Origin of the sequence: Myroides sp. N17-2 (genome assembly GCF_002286775.1) — a bacterium.
Classification (GTDB): Bacteria; Bacteroidota; Bacteroidia; order Flavobacteriales; family Flavobacteriaceae; genus Flavobacterium.
This window is the reverse complement of the sequence record NZ_NSGJ01000008.1, coordinates 13,294-27,046: the sequence shown is the minus strand read 5'-3', so window position 1 is coordinate 27,046 and position 13,753 is coordinate 13,294. Positions and strand designations below refer to the sequence as shown.

12 protein-coding genes are annotated in these 13,753 nt (G+C 34.2%); 10 read left to right on the top strand and 2 right to left on the bottom strand.

The features are described 5' to 3' along the window. Positions 1 to 64: 64 nt before the first annotated feature. From tsaD to CF599_RS05335, 6 genes are all read left to right on the top strand, one after another. On the top strand, positions 65 to 1,087 hold the full coding sequence (gene tsaD, locus CF599_RS05360) for a tRNA (adenosine(37)-N6)-threonylcarbamoyltransferase complex transferase subunit TsaD (RefSeq protein ID WP_121965018.1): 1,023 nt from the start codon (positions 65 to 67) through the stop codon (positions 1,085 to 1,087). Positions 1,088 to 1,096: 9 nt separating this feature from the next. After that, complete coding sequence (locus CF599_RS05355) at positions 1,097 to 1,801, top strand: 16S rRNA (uracil(1498)-N(3))-methyltransferase (protein ID WP_121965017.1); 705 nt, start codon at positions 1,097 to 1,099, stop codon at positions 1,799 to 1,801. 10 nt (positions 1,802 to 1,811) lie between these two features. Next, positions 1,812 to 2,906 (top strand): AI-2E family transporter, encoded by a 1,095-nt coding sequence (locus CF599_RS05350; RefSeq protein ID WP_121965016.1) that lies wholly within the window; start codon positions 1,812 to 1,814, stop codon positions 2,904 to 2,906. Beyond that, positions 2,903 to 4,081, top strand: a complete 1,179-nt coding sequence (locus CF599_RS05345; RefSeq protein ID WP_121965015.1) for a class I SAM-dependent methyltransferase — start codon at positions 2,903 to 2,905, stop codon at positions 4,079 to 4,081. The genes CF599_RS05350 and CF599_RS05345 overlap by 4 nt, the downstream gene beginning before the upstream one ends. Before the next feature lie 156 nt (positions 4,082 to 4,237). Beyond that, entirely contained in the window at positions 4,238 to 4,816 is a 579-nt protein-coding gene (locus tag CF599_RS05340) for a hypothetical protein (protein ID WP_121965014.1), read from the top strand. A gap of 287 nt (positions 4,817 to 5,103) precedes the next feature. Then, positions 5,104 to 5,544 carry a hypothetical protein gene (locus tag CF599_RS05335; RefSeq protein WP_121965013.1) on the top strand — a complete coding sequence of 147 codons (441 nt, stop codon included), beginning with the start codon at positions 5,104 to 5,106 and terminating at the stop codon, positions 5,542 to 5,544. A 539-nt stretch (positions 5,545 to 6,083) separates the two neighbouring features. Here the strand turns inward: CF599_RS05335 and CF599_RS05325 are convergent. Beyond that, positions 6,084 to 6,551 (bottom strand): copper resistance protein NlpE, encoded by a 468-nt coding sequence (locus tag CF599_RS05325; protein WP_121965011.1) that lies wholly within the window; start codon positions 6,549 to 6,551, stop codon positions 6,084 to 6,086. A 1,046-nt stretch (positions 6,552 to 7,597) separates the two neighbouring features. On the opposite strand from CF599_RS05325, the gene CF599_RS05320 reads away from it, so the two are divergent. Together CF599_RS05320 and CF599_RS05315 are read left to right on the top strand one after the other, a co-directional pair. Next, positions 7,598 to 8,653: a sensor histidine kinase gene (locus tag CF599_RS05320; protein ID WP_121965010.1), complete on the top strand. Its 1,056-nt coding sequence runs from the start codon at positions 7,598 to 7,600 to the stop codon at positions 8,651 to 8,653. A 1-nt stretch (position 8,654) separates the two neighbouring features. Continuing rightward, positions 8,655 to 9,398 carry a LytTR family DNA-binding domain-containing protein gene (locus tag CF599_RS05315; RefSeq protein ID WP_121965009.1) on the top strand — a complete coding sequence of 248 codons (744 nt, stop codon included), beginning with the start codon at positions 8,655 to 8,657 and terminating at the stop codon, positions 9,396 to 9,398. Positions 9,399 to 9,613: 215 nt separating this feature from the next. Here CF599_RS05315 and CF599_RS05310 read toward each other — a convergent pair whose 3' ends face one another. Then, positions 9,614 to 10,522, bottom strand: coding sequence for a DUF6268 family outer membrane beta-barrel protein (locus tag CF599_RS05310; protein ID WP_121965008.1), 909 nt, complete (start codon positions 10,520 to 10,522; stop codon positions 9,614 to 9,616). A gap of 891 nt (positions 10,523 to 11,413) precedes the next feature. Between CF599_RS05310 and CF599_RS05305 the strand changes: the two genes are divergently transcribed. Both CF599_RS05305 and CF599_RS05300 read left to right on the top strand, forming a co-directional pair. Continuing rightward, a complete protein-coding gene (locus CF599_RS05305) occupies positions 11,414 to 12,472 on the top strand; it encodes a DUF6266 family protein (RefSeq protein ID WP_121965007.1) in 1,059 nt (352 codons plus the stop codon). Positions 12,473 to 12,644: 172 nt separating this feature from the next. Continuing rightward, positions 12,645 to 13,751, top strand: a complete 1,107-nt coding sequence (locus CF599_RS05300; RefSeq protein WP_121965006.1) for an enoyl-CoA hydratase/isomerase family protein — start codon at positions 12,645 to 12,647, stop codon at positions 13,749 to 13,751. The last annotated feature ends 2 nt before the right edge of the window (positions 13,752 to 13,753 follow it).

Below are 13,753 nucleotides of genomic sequence, written 5' to 3'. Positions count from 1 at the left end.
ATATAATTTTCCATAGGGTTGGGTAGATTTAGCCTTATAAATTATCTAAAGATAGAATAAAAAAATGTCTTCAAAACCTACCTATATTTTAGCCATAGAAAGTTCTTGTGATGATACTTCCGCAGCTATTATGGCTGACAACAAAGTATTGTCTAACATCGTAGCTAGACAAGAAATACACGAAGAATATGGTGGTGTGGTACCAGAACTAGCTTCTCGTGCTCACCAACAGAACATCGTACCAGTAGTAGATGTCGCTCTTAAAAAAGCTGGTATCTCTAAAGATGACCTAGATGCCATCGCATTTACGCAAGGCCCTGGGCTTATGGGATCTCTATTAGTAGGTGGTTCTTTTGCTAAGAGTTTATCTCTAGCACTTGACATTCCTCTTGTAGCGGTTAATCACATGCATGCTCATATCTTATGTCACTTTATAGAAGAAGATGGTTATGATAAACCAGAGTTTCCTTTCTTAGCAATGACGATATCTGGTGGTCATACGCAAATCGTAAAAGTAAAGAGCTTCTTTGACTTAGAAATCTTAGGAGAGACTACTGATGATGCCGTAGGTGAGGCTTTTGACAAGTCAGCGAAAGTACTAGGCTTTCCTTATCCTGGAGGTCCATTAATTGACAAGTATGCGAAAGAAGGAAACCCTAAAGCATTCCCTTTTACCAAACCTAAAGTGGATGGGCTTAACTTTAGCTTCAGTGGACTTAAAACACAAATATTATATTTCATCCAGAAGAATGTAGCGATAAACCCTAACTTCATTGAAGAAAATAGAGCAGATATATGTGCTTCTATCCAATACACTATTATCCAAATCTTATTAGACAAGCTTAAACTTGCTGTTAAAGAGACAGGGATTAAACAGATAGTTATCGGTGGTGGTGTATCCGCTAACTCAGGGATCAGACAAGCCCTGAAAGATGGCGAACAGAAGTACAAATGGAAGGCATTTGTTCCTAAGTTTGAATACACAACTGATAATGCTGCTATGATAGGTATTGTAGGGTATTATAAATATAAAGAATCTCTTTTTGCTGATTCATCTGTTGTATCTAAAGCTCGTATTGAATTTTAATCTATCACTATGCAATTATTTTATTCTCCTGAAATAGAAAAAGGTCAAACTACTTTCACTTTTGATAAAGATGAAAGCAAACATATCATCAAAGTTCTTAGACGTAAAATGGGTGATACCCTACACGTTACTAATGGCAAGGGTACCTTGTTTACAACTAAAATAACTCTAGACTCAGATAAGAAATGTGTAACAGAGATAGTATCTTCAGAAGATCAGACTCCTACACCCTTTCGTCTACACCTAGCAGTAGCGCCTACTAAAATGAATGAGCGCTATGAATGGTTCTTAGAAAAAGCAACAGAAATAGGGATTCACGAGATCACACCTATTATCTGTGATCACTCTGAGCGAAAAATAGTAAAGACAGAACGCTTCGAGAAGATACTACAGTCTGCTATGAAGCAGTCGTTACAGTATCATTTACCTATTCTTAATGAACCTATTACATTAAAAGAATTTCTAAATCAAAACCACGAAGGGGAATTATATATTGCTCATTGTGAAGAAACAGAGAAAGTATTATTAAAGGACTGTATAGACACTCATAAAAATTACTTACTTTTAGTAGGTCCAGAAGGAGACTTCTCTACAGCAGAAATAAACTTAGCACTAGAGAAAGGATATCGTCCAGTATCATTAGGACACACAAGATTAAGAACGGAAACAGCAGCGCTAGTAGCTGTACATAGTTTCGTATTTACAAACGAATAAAACTCACATTATGATAGATGCTAAGACGATTTCTAATGGAATAGTACGCGCAGTTTTGATTTTATTTGCCCTTACAGTATTAGGTGCAATGCTTTTACAAATAAGCTCAATCTTCGTTTATATGGGATTCTCTTTTGTTTTAGCATTAATAGGCAAACCTATTGTCGAATTCCTTAGAAAGAAATTACGTCTATCTAAAGTAATCGCAGTTACGCTAACTATCTTCGTATTCTTAACCTTTTTCTTAGGGTTTATCTTTATGTTTATTCCTTTGTTTACTACTCAGGCGCAAAACCTTTCTGTATTAAACACATCTCATTTACAAGAAGATTTTAATGGATTAATTCAGAAGATAGACTTTTACCTAGATACTAAAGGATTTAGCCTAGACAAGATTATTGAGGGAGCTAATGTACGTTCACATCTTAAGCTTGACTTTGTACCTAATTTGTTTAATACTATTCTAGGTTTACTTAGTGAGTTCGGAATGGGCGTTTTTGCTATACTATTCATTACTTTCTTCTTTTTAAAAGACCAAGTATTACTAGAATACCAGTTTAAAAAGATCTTCCCACTAAAACACGAGAATAAAGTACTAAACTCTATCGATAAGATTAACAACCTTTTATCTCGTTATTTCTTAGGCTTGGTAGCTCAGATGTCTATTATATTTGTTCTTTCATTTATTCTACTAGCAGTAGTTGGAGTTAAAGGAAGTCTGATGATTGCTTTCTTAGTCGCTATCCTAAACATCATACCCTATATAGGTCCGCTAATTGGTAATATACTATCTGTAGTATTTACTATGCTTAGCTTTATAGGAGATAACTTTAGTGAAGTAACACTACCTAAAGCGATAACAGTAATGATTGGGTTCTTAGCTATTCAGCTTATCGATAATGTTGTAAATCAACCCTTAATATTCTCTAATAGTGTGAAGTCTCATCCTTTAGAGATATTTATCGTAATATTAGCGAGTGGTATGTTCGGAGGAATATTCGGAATGATAGCAGCGATACCTATTTATACTTGTCTTAAAGTGATTGGTAAAGAATTCTTACCTAATAACCAATTCGTACAACTACTTACAAAAAAACTATATTGAAAACGAATCTATTCTTATCACAAGAAGTACAACAATATATACAAGATCACTTAGACGCAAATCTGTCTCAAATTGCTTTTAAGAAAAGCCCTTTTGAACACATAGAAATGAGTGACCTCTTGACACAAATAGAATCTAAAAAGAAATCAAAAGACAAGCTTCCTACTTGGTTTAAGACGGATAACATCTTATTTCCTAAGAAGCTATCTATAGAACAGACCTCTTCTGAAGCGTGTGCAGCATATAAAGCATCATTAGTATCAGGAGATAGTCTGATAGACCTAACAGGGGGCTTCGGCATAGACTGTTATTATTTTAGCAAAAGTATTAAACAGGTACTACACTGTGAGATGCAGCAAGACCTAAGTGAAACAGTCGCTCTTAACTTTACAGCACTAGGAGTATCTAATATTGACTGTCATACAGGAGATAGTTTAGCATACCTAACTGAGCATCCGCAGTCTTGGGATTATATCTATGTAGATCCACATAGACGTAATGATGCGAAAGAGAAAGTATTCTTCTTAAGCGACTGTGCGCCTAATGTACCAGAACATCTAGATCTTCTATTCTCTAGAAGTAATAACATCCTTATCAAGACCTCTCCCCTATTAGATATACAAGCAGGATTAGGTGAACTGAGAAATGTAAAAGCTATTCATATCGTCGCTCTTCAGAATGAAGTGAAAGAGCTACTGTGGGTATTAGAGAAAGGATACACAGGAAGTATAGACTTAGTAGCTGTCAATATTACAAAAGAAGACACACAAGTATTCTCTACTCCTTTAGAGCAGGAATCTATCTCTACTTTTCGCGAGCCACTTGCCTACCTATATGAACCTAATGCAGCTATCTTAAAGACGGGTAAATTTGATGCAGTAAGTCAATATTTTGACCTAGCTAAACTTCATCCTCATAGCCATCTCTACACTAGTGATAGCCTAATAGTCTTCTCAGGTAGAAGTTTTAAGATAGAGCAAGTACTCCCTTATAACAAACAGGTCGGTAAAGAATACTTAACGAATCTCAAGGCAAATGTTACCACACGTAACTTCCCGATCAAGGTAGAAGAAATAAGAAAGAAATGGAAAATGAAAGATGGTGGAGATAGCTATCTTTTCTTTACCACCAATATCAAGAATGAACGCATTATAATCGTATGCAGTAAAGCATAACTATCCAAAGTCAAATTATAATAATGTAGTTTGACTTTTTTTATTTCCCTACTTTTATTACATACACACTTAAATCTAAAGAATACAGTAGTATTTTAATTACTATGGTGATTATTCAGAAAATAAATTATAATTTGTCCCCAAACCAAAATACAAATGAAAAAAACAGCACTCTTACTATTAATGCTATTAAGTTTTACATCTGTTGTTACGGCACAGACTAAAAAATGCTCTATTGACTATGAAGAAGTCAATGACTCGATTAACTTTAAAAAGACAAACAACGTACTAGTTTATGAATTTGACAGAGTCTCTGCAACTAGTTCATTATTCTTCTCACTTATCTCTAACAATGGAGTACCCTTCTTAAATATTCAATACTTACAGAAGAGTCCTGACTTTATTCCAATTAACTGTTTAGCTAAGAAAAGTATTATATCTATTAAACTTGTTAACGGTACTACTATCTCAGGTCATTATATAGATCAGGATGTATGTGACACCTACACTTATGATAATGTAGGCAAAAAGAATATCCGCATACTAGATGCTAACTTCTACATCAAGAAAGAACATCTAAAATTATTAAAGGAGTCTCCGATTTCAATTATACAAATAAGATTTGCAGGAACAACAGAATTATTTAATATCCACAACGAACTTAAATCTACAATAGTTGACGTAAAAACACAGCCAACGAACTTTTTCATAGATAATATACCGTGTATCGAATAGTGTAAATGTGATTATTTTGTTGTAAAAAATCACATTGCTCGATTTTAATTAAAAGGTTTTTAGTATTTCTAAAAACCTTTTTTTATCTTTATACGTCAAATATTGACACCGTAAGCTCTTATAAAATACCGAACTAGCGAAACGAGGAAGGAATAGCGTTATAACTATTTTTTATTTTTATTAGTATTTATCTAAAAATTATTTGTTTTTGTTAAAATTTTATAATAATTTTAATTACAATTAATAAAGAAAGACACCACATAATACTATAATAAAACTTACAAACTATGAAGAAATTAATTGCTCTTTCCGTTTCCTTATTATCGATATTGACGATTACATTGCTACAAAGCTGTTCTTCAACAGATGATAATAACCAGTTACAAGAACCACAAACTGTAACTATCACTCATAGTAATATTGAGAAAAAATGGCTCACTACTTTCTACGAATTTACACCTAATGTTAGTCAAGCTACTAAAACGGCTTATCAGGTATCTTCAGTAGAAGTTAGTTTAGATAATGGCACTTACAGTATCTATGATAGATATAGTGAGAAAACTGATAAGGGGTCATACAGTCTAGATAAAAATCTACTGATCCTTACTTCTAGTGTTTCGAAAGAAACGATACAATTCAAAATTGAAAAGCTTACTCATAACGAAGCAAACCTAACTGCCTTAAATCACAATGACATAACGACTGTAGAAATGATATCTATAAAATAATCATAGCTACGGCAATAAAACACCACATATTTTTAAATAATATTGATTACATAAAAACTCCTTTTATTGGGAGTTTTTTTTTGGCCTGAAATTTGCAAACACATAAATAACAGTTACCTAATTAAACACTAAACATACTGTAAGAAACAAATTAAAACAAAAAGTATTGGAAATTAACATATTTTCAGTATATTCAATTTATAATAAAAAAGAGGTAGTATGAAAAGAAAATTGAAAATCACCAGTTGCATTATCATAATTGCATCTCTAGTTATACTAGGGTTTCAACTCTATTTTTATAATGACAACATAGATGCTATACAGCAACTAAACACATCTGAACTAGATAAGGAGATCTTAATTAGCAATTTAATGCTTGTTATAGGATCAACTATGTTTTTAAGATCAACTCGTATAAAAGAATGAAGTAAAACCTTATAATCTAGGTCAACCAAACAAGTGGTCCTAATTACAAACAATAGATAACAAAAAAAACCTTTCTTTCGAAAGGTTTTTCTATTTACACTAAAGTGTATATATTATTTTTTCTTTAATTCATAAAGCTTAGCCATATCTCCAGTAATTTCTTTACCTTCTTGATCTAACTGTAAAAGACTTCCTTCTTGTACTTTGTACTGAACAGCTTCTCCACCTTCAGCTTTTAAAGTAACGATAGTTCCTTCTGCATTCCAAGTGAAAGTACCTTTCTCTTCAAATTTCTCACCTGCTTTCTTATCAACGTAGATAGAAGTTTTAGCGAAAGTTTTGTCTTGGTTTAATACTACAGTAGTTTTAATGTCACTGTTAGCTCCAGGAAGAGTACCTTCATAAGTACCAGCCCAGTCTAAAGAAGTTTCAGATGTATCCGCTGTTGGAGTAGTTTCTACTTCAGGAGTAGCTACTTGCTCAGTTGGAGCAGCAGTTTCTTCTTTTTTCTCTTCTTTACATCCTACGAATGCAATACCTGTAACTAATACAGCTAATGCTAACATTTTTTTTCCTTTCATTTTGATATTTTTTTTATTATTTGGAGTAATAAAAGTACAACAAATTCCATTCCTCCCAACAAGTCTACTTATTTTTTTGATAATATTATAGTATTATCCTGTTTTTTAACAATTACGACAAAAACAGACATATACACATCCTTTTTGTTTACATTTATTACTTAAAAGTTAACATTCATACTTATTCTAATTTAGTAGAGTATCTTATATCAAGTGCCCTAAACCTACCTAATCAGCTCTAATATGCACTGTATTCATACAAAATATACTCTTTTAAACTTACCTTACTTTTTATAATATTACTCAATACAACGCGTTATCACTACTTATCCCCCCCTTTTTTTTCTAATATCTAGAAAATATCTTCACCCTATATTATTATATTTTTCCCTTTCTTCAAACAGCAATATCTGCCAAACAGTGTCATTTATTCTTATTTTGACACTTTTTTTTAATTTATTTAACATTTATGCAATTACTTTATTATGGATACTTCGAGTAAAAGTGCTAAAAATATGCAACACAACAAGAAAGCTACTATTAAAATCATTATATTTGATTAATTATTGTAGTTATTTGTTGTTGCACACAATTTTAAAAGTAGTATAGAATTTTCGCTATCCATACATATAGCGAAGAACTATCAAAACAATAAAGAGTATTTTAATTTTCTTACTAGCGCTTTTAAATCCGAGTACTCCATGCTCGGATTTTTTATTTATACCTATTCACCGTATATGTCATTGGTCAAAAAGAAACTACCATTAGTCAAACACCCATTTTAAATTTAGTAAGAAATCATACCTTGCTCATTATTATTAATCATACCTTAGGGTAACTTTTAATCACTAGATAAGTGATAGTCAAATGCTACAAACCAATTTGTCTACTGTATATTCTAACTTTAACCCTGAATACACATTAAACAGATAAATGAAAAGTAATTATACAGAATAAAGCTAATGAAAGAGCGACAACGTAAAATTCCTTTGTAGTACATAGCTAACACTCATTCTAGGCTTACTGTGATCTAAACTTATTATCTTGTGAAAAAATACAACATCTCACCAAAGAAGATATTCTACTTTATATTTTGGACAACCCTATTTATCTCAGTAGGGTTTCAAATACTAGATCCAAATAATCCTCTTAAAGCCTTATTACCCACATTTATTTTTATAATTTTAGCCATAAGCATCTCTCACTATGTAAGTGATTACGAACTACCTAAAGCACTTAAAAAAGGGGAGCTAAAAAAGTTTATTGTAAAAGCGTTACTCTTCACTTTGCTTTTATCACTTACCTTAGCCCTAAACTTTAGCTTCTTTCCGAGTTCCTTTAGTCAGCAAAAGATGCTTATGCAACAGATACACCTATCTCAACAAGCACAATTTTTATCTGAGTTATATAAAGCATTCCCTTCTGCGATGGCTATTATCACTACTACTTGTGGTATTAGATTCTACGAGGAACACCATAAAATAGAAAAGGTCAATGCTAAACTAAAACAAGAACACTTAGAGGCTCATTTAAAACTACTTCAGGATCAGATAAATCCTCACCTGATGTTTAACGTCTTAAATCACATCCATACGCTTATGCAGAGTGATGTAGAACTAGCCTCTACTGTACTGCTAAAATTCTCAGATATTCTGAGATATCAACTCTATGAATGCAATCATAAGATGGTGCTACTTCACAGAGAGATTCAGTATCTACAAGATCTAGTAGCGATAGAACAGATTAGATGGGGAGATGAGTTAGACGTAGACTGCCAGTGGAATATCTCTAACAGAGACCTAGTCATAGCTCCTCTACTTTTAGTACCCTTAATAGAGAACGCATTTAAGCACGTATCTAGGCTCCCTAATACGAAAGGGTATATCATCATTAACTTTACTGAAAAGAATGATACACTTAACCTATACATAGAAAACTCATACAGTGATAAGTATAAACTCAATAAAAAAGAAGGAGGTATAGGCGTAATTAATGTACAAGAACGCTTGCAAATGCAATATCCTACTGCACATACTTTAAACATCAGTCACAGTGATGAAAAACACATAGTAGAACTTACTGTCAACTTAAAAGAGAACTAAAATGTCAATAGATAAAAAAATAGTATCACTGAAATGCCTTGTGGTAGATGATGAACCTCTAGCGAGAAGAGCTATAATAGATTATATCGCTAAAGTAGAGTTCTTAGAAGTGACAGACTCATGCTCCTCTGCTATAGAGGCATTAGAACTAATAGAACAAAACAAATACGACTTGATGTTCCTAGATATCAATATGCCTTATCTATCCGGTATAGATTTTTTAGAATCTGTTAAGCAACCTCCTATGGTTATCTTTACTACTGCCTATTCTGAATACGCCTTAGAGGGTTTTAGATTACAAGTAGTAGACTATTTGCTTAAACCGATTGCATTTAAGCGTTTTTACCAAGCGGTAGTTAAAGCAAAAGATCTATACTGCTTAACCACTAGCAGTAAAGCTGAGGCACCTGCAACCACTGATAACTCAGTCTATGTCAAGCACGATGATAGTTATGTAAAAATAGAATGGACAGAGATAATGTATATCGAAGCAATGCAAAACTACCTAAAGCTACACCTTAAAGATCGCTGCCTAATCATCCACCAAACAATGATAGCGATAGAAGAACTACTCCCTAAAGATCACTTCTTTAGAATTCACAAATCATATCTGATCAATATCAACCACATCGACTCTATATCAGGAGGTAGAGTCATCATCAAGGATATCGAGCTACCAATCTCTAGAATGAGAAAAGAAAGCCTACTGAATGAAGTAGTTTATAAAAACTTATTGAGTAAGTAACCTTTGCTAATATTATAAATCAACAAGGGGTTGTCTTAATAGACAACCCCTTGTTGACACTTAAATCTGCAGAAAACATTTAAACGAGAATATATTGTACAAAACAGAGCAAAATTAGTGAGTAAAGCACACTGTAGTGTGGTTTAAGAGCTAATTGAAGCTATGTAAAGTAAAATTTATTCGCAGTAAATGGTAGTTGCAGATTTAAGGGCAAATTATAAACTCCATTTAAAGGATACTGCCGCATATAAAGTCGTTGAGAACTTAGGGTCAGCTTCTTTCTTCTCTTTAAAGATATTTTTAATCTTTCTCTCATTAAAAGAGAATGATCTCACTAAAGTAGTTCCTGCTGTAAGTGATAAAGTCATCTTATCACTAAACTTGATCTCAGGTCTTAACCCTGCTACTATCTGTTGAAATCCTAGCAATTTTGTCTCCCCGTCTTGTTTGACGATAGCAGTCATCCCTTGAAGATCAATAGCAGCGCTGAGCTTAAGCATCTCTGAGAACTTATACCCTGCCTCTACTCCTTTTGGGAAAGCTACCTTCACGTAAAAATCTCCCATCGTCTCCCAGTTAATATATATCCCCGGTAGCACCATCGGCACCCCAAAGCTATTTGTCAGAACAGGTCCTCCTCCAAGTGCAAAATTAGGTCGGAAGTGTTTAATAAAAAAGACTCCCCCTTGTCCTAATATAGCATCCTTATTAATCTGTTCCATATCAGTATACACCCCTACAGACCCCATAATCATTAAAGACCAACTATCACCAATAGATCGGATGTGCTTCACTCCTATACTAGCATTTAATAACTCTGATGGAAATAGTGGCTCTTCATAATCCTTATGCCCCATCCTAGCATATGCCCCATATCCCACAATAGACCACACTTTAGGTTTTCCCCTGTGATCTGTAGTAGTCGAAATAGGAATCTCTATCGCTAATTCAGCTCGTTTAAAATCACTCTTAGAATCGGTCTTCACACTATCAATCGGTCTGATGTAATTAGACATCGGTACGTAATCCATCTTAAACTCTCCTAAAAACTTGCTCTGCCCTTGCACAGATAGTATCCCTAAACACAATGTTATAGCGACTACTAAATACTTTATTGCTTTCATTTAATTCATTTTGGTGCAAACAAACAATAGAATCAGCATGTGGTAAAAATATTTTGACATATGGTAATTTCTAATTGACGTAAATAAGCAATAGAACTACCTTAAAACCGAAATACTCGATAGACATATAAACTACAAGATAGGTTTGAATTAGCAATACAAGCATATTATAGTATAGCTCCAGAGCTAATGAAAGAGCTATAAAGTAGTATTGCATTGTTATATTTAGCTAATGCAATTGGGGTTAGTCCTAAATTACATCTCTCATTATTTCACGCACTTTTCTTAGATTAGTTTCTGTTTTTTAGTATAAAAGCACTTTTTCACCTTTCTAAAACATCACTTTTTTTCACCTACCTGCTCTACAGACGATCTGGCATAATGCCCTCATGCTTTTTTGCACATTTTTTTCAAACAGCATTAAACACAATGAACTAATAAACAACACATTAACTCATAACCACCAATTACCTCTATTATCTAAAACACCCTTTAATCCTAGTAAATTAGGGTACAGATACACAATTGTAGGACATTTATAGGAGAATACTAGGACTATACAGGGGCTGAGAAATTTTTGCCCGTCTATCCTCTTGTTATTCATCTTTTACTGTCCTTTAGTGGGACAACTACACTAAGACTTTCTTGAAGTAAAATGAGGGTAAGATTAGCGGTATTTGACTAAATGGATGTACATTTTTCTCTTTTTATTCCGATCTATTTATCTGCTAATCAAGATCAAGCTAGAGTATGACTGGGCTGAATGCTCTATAAATATTTTTCATTAGTTATGTGCTTGGTATGCTGATTTTTATATATTACAAATACGAAAAACAACATCACAGCATCACGAAAAAACAAAATCACAACATCACAAAAAAAACATAGATCATGGCAGAAATTAAACAAGGAATACTAGGTGCAGTAAGAGGAAAAATAGGTCCAGTAGTAGGATGTATTTGGAGAGGAGTAAATTATTTGCGCACTAAACCTCGAAAATCAAGTAAAAAGGCAACCCCGAAACAATTACTTCAGTGGGACAAGATGAGTTTAGTATCTACCTATGCTAGCAAGTTTAGAGACTTTGTCAATGCGCATTGTCCTGCTGTTCACAATGGTGAAAAATGGATGAATGGAAAAGAACAAATGATCTCAAGACTGATGAAGCAAGGCATTACGATAATCGATGGCTTACAACATATCGTTATAGAAAAAACGATCTTATCTATCGGAAACCTTGCTCCTGCTGTGATTAGAAAAATCAATATCCTCAAAACAGGCAAATTCAAAGTGCAATGGGATAATAGCTTGGTTAATGCCTTGACACTAGATACCGATTCCCTTACAATGATGCTGTATAACGAAGATTTGGATCTGTTCACTGCGATTCCTAACATAGGAAATCGTGGGGATAAATATGCTCACTTCAGCCTACCTCAAGAATGGAATAAAGGGAAAGTTTACTTTTGGAGTATGTGGAAGTCTGCTGATGGTAGCATACATAGTACCAGCTGTTTTCATGGGATGATAGAGCTTATCGGGGAACAGGAAACAGGGAACGGAGAGCAGGAAACGGGGAACGGGGAGCAGGAAACTGGTAACAGACAACAAGAAATAACAGAGGTTATGCCTCTTGAACAAGTACAAGAAATAGCTTTAAAACAGTATCTAGAAGAGGTGGTTTCGACTACCGAAGCAGAAAGTTCTCTACCTTTAAAAGAAGGAGAGACTACCCCGCCTGTTAGGCACCCCTTCAATGAAGGGGAATTAAAAAAGTGGACCCCACCAGGCTATACACGTCGAATAAATAAACAAATAATAAAACACCCTAAAGAGGTAAAAGAAAAAGGAGATAAAAAAGAATATACACCCACTTCACCTTTTGGAATAATTGATGGCGCACGTTCTATTTTAGAAATTTCAGATATCAGAGTGGAACAGAAAGAATGAGGTAAATAGGTTATGACAGCCCTGTGTATAAGAGGTATTCGCTTACATTACCTCATAAGCCACAACACCTTATCATATAAAAGTGATTCTACTTTACAAGTTCAGTTTGGTATGATTATCTTTGTTACTTTGATATAGCTAGGGTAAAACCTATAAACAAAACATTTAGACTATGAGTGTAGTACTTACAGATATAAAAAACAACTTAGGGATTATAACTATTAATTCTGAGAAATCACTTAATGCATTGTCTTTAGAAATAGTCACCGCACTAAAGCAAACACTAGAAGATTGGCTGCATAACGATGCCATTACCTGTGTATTCTTGCAAGGTGCGGGACCGAAAGCCTTTTGTGCCGGTGGAGATATTCGCCAAGTACGCGGTGCTATAGAAGAGCAGCGTTTAATAGATCCTACACAAGTACCTCCATTATGTGTGGAATACTTTATTACAGAATACAGTGTCGATTATCTAATCCATACGTATGCTAAACCTATAATTATATGGGGAGACGGTATCGTGATGGGTGGTGGACTAGGTCTATTAGCAGGTGGTTCACACCGCATCGTTACAGAACGCAGCTTATTAGCGATGCCTGAGATCAGCATAGGATTATATCCCGACGTAGGAGCTTCCTATTTCCTAAATAAGATGCCATCAGCCTATGGAATGTACTTTGGGCTAACAGGAACTAGATTTACGGCAGCAGACGCCTTATATCTAGGTATAGCGGACTATTGCCTACCTTCTACTGCAAAAGAAACACTTGTAAATGATTTAATACAAATAAGTAGTAGTGATAACCTTACAGAAAAGATCAATGCTTTATTAGAACAAGCAAGCACAGCTACGACTGACTTACCTCTATCACAAGCAATGGAGCACCAGCCTCTAATAACTGCATTAGAAGGGATCACTTCAGTACAGGAGTTCATCACTATCGTGGAGCCTCTAGCCAAGACTGATGAATGGGTTGCGGCAGGATATGCCTTCTTCACTAAAGGCTCACCTACTTCTACTCAAGTAATATTTAGACAACTTAGTGAGAGTAAAAACTACAGTTTAGAAGAAGTATTTAGATCTGAGCTTAACCTAACTTGTCAATTTACTATACATCCAGACTTTTCTGAAGGAGTTAGAGCACTGTTAATCGATAAAGATCAGTCTCCGAAGTGGTCTCCTGAGAACTTTAATCAAGTTACTTCACAATGGGTAGATAGTCACTTCACACCACTGTGGACAGAGGATAACCACCCATTTAAAAATTTAAAAAAATAACA

Coding starts and splice junctions, on each gene's coding strand:
- CF599_RS05315 (WP_121965009.1), top strand. CDS start 8,655: ATGTCAATAGATAAAAAAATAGTATCACTGAAATGCCTTGTGGTAGAT.
- CF599_RS05325 (WP_121965011.1), bottom strand. CDS start 6,551: ATGAAAGGAAAAAAAATGTTAGCATTAGCTGTATTAGTTACAGGTATT.
- CF599_RS05350 (WP_121965016.1), top strand. CDS start 1,812: ATGATAGATGCTAAGACGATTTCTAATGGAATAGTACGCGCAGTTTTG.
- tsaD (WP_121965018.1), top strand. CDS start 65: ATGTCTTCAAAACCTACCTATATTTTAGCCATAGAAAGTTCTTGTGAT.
- CF599_RS05300 (WP_121965006.1), top strand. CDS start 12,645: ATGAGTGTAGTACTTACAGATATAAAAAACAACTTAGGGATTATAACT.
- CF599_RS05305 (WP_121965007.1), top strand. CDS start 11,414: ATGGCAGAAATTAAACAAGGAATACTAGGTGCAGTAAGAGGAAAAATA.
- CF599_RS05355 (WP_121965017.1), top strand. CDS start 1,097: ATGCAATTATTTTATTCTCCTGAAATAGAAAAAGGTCAAACTACTTTC.
- CF599_RS05340 (WP_121965014.1), top strand. CDS start 4,238: ATGAAAAAAACAGCACTCTTACTATTAATGCTATTAAGTTTTACATCT.
- CF599_RS05335 (WP_121965013.1), top strand. CDS start 5,104: ATGAAGAAATTAATTGCTCTTTCCGTTTCCTTATTATCGATATTGACG.
- CF599_RS05310 (WP_121965008.1), bottom strand. CDS start 10,522: ATGAAAGCAATAAAGTATTTAGTAGTCGCTATAACATTGTGTTTAGGG.